The 673-nt window shown below is 65.1% G+C and carries 1 protein-coding gene; it reads right to left on the bottom strand.

From position 1 onward, the window contains the following. Nucleotides 1-128: 128 nt before the first annotated feature. The coding region (locus MKK65_RS24320) for a transporter substrate-binding protein (protein WP_243960552.1) at nucleotides 129-673 on the bottom strand (545 nt) is incomplete at its 5' end.

Below are 673 nucleotides of genomic sequence, written 5' to 3'. Positions count from 1 at the left end.
CGGTGAGGGGGCTTGAACGGATGAAGCTCATCCGGAGCCGCCCCCTCACCTTCGGCTGCCGCCTCGCTCCGGCGACGACGCGGTCGCCGGAGCCCTCTCCCCGCGTGCGGGGAGAGGGAGTGCTGGGCTTACGCGCCGCCGCAGGTCTTGGTCTTGGTGTTGTAGTTGCCGCACTTGAGCTTGACCCAGTCGGCCTCGAGGTCCTTCGAGCCCTCAAGCTGCTTCGACCACGCCTCGCCGGGGATCAGCTTGTCGGTCTTCCAGACCACGTCGAACTGGTCGTTCGCCTCGATCTCGCCGATGAAGACCGGCTTGGTGATGTGGTGGTTCGGCAGCATGGTGGCGGTGCCGCCGGTGAGGTTCTTCTGCTCGATGCCCGGCAGCGCCGCGATCACCTTGTCGGGGTCGGTGGTGCCGGCCTTCTCGACCGCCTTCACCCACATGTTGAAGCCGATATAGCTGGCCTCCATCGGGTCGTTGGTGACGGCCTTCGGGTTCTTCCGGAACGCCTGCCACTTCTTGATGAACTCTTCGTTCTCCGGCGTCTTGATCGACTCGAAGTAGTTCCAGGCGGCGAGGTGGCCGACCAGCGGCTTGGCGTCGATGTCGTCAAGTTCCTCCTCGCCCACCGAGAAGGCCACCACCGGGATGTCGGTGGCCTTGATGCCCTGGT

The sequence above is a fragment of the Methylobacterium sp. J-001 genome, assembly GCF_022829565.1.
GTDB lineage: Bacteria > Pseudomonadota > Alphaproteobacteria > Rhizobiales > Beijerinckiaceae > Methylobacterium.
Note: the sequence above shows the minus strand (reverse complement) of the source record. Positions and strands in the feature narration are given on the sequence as shown.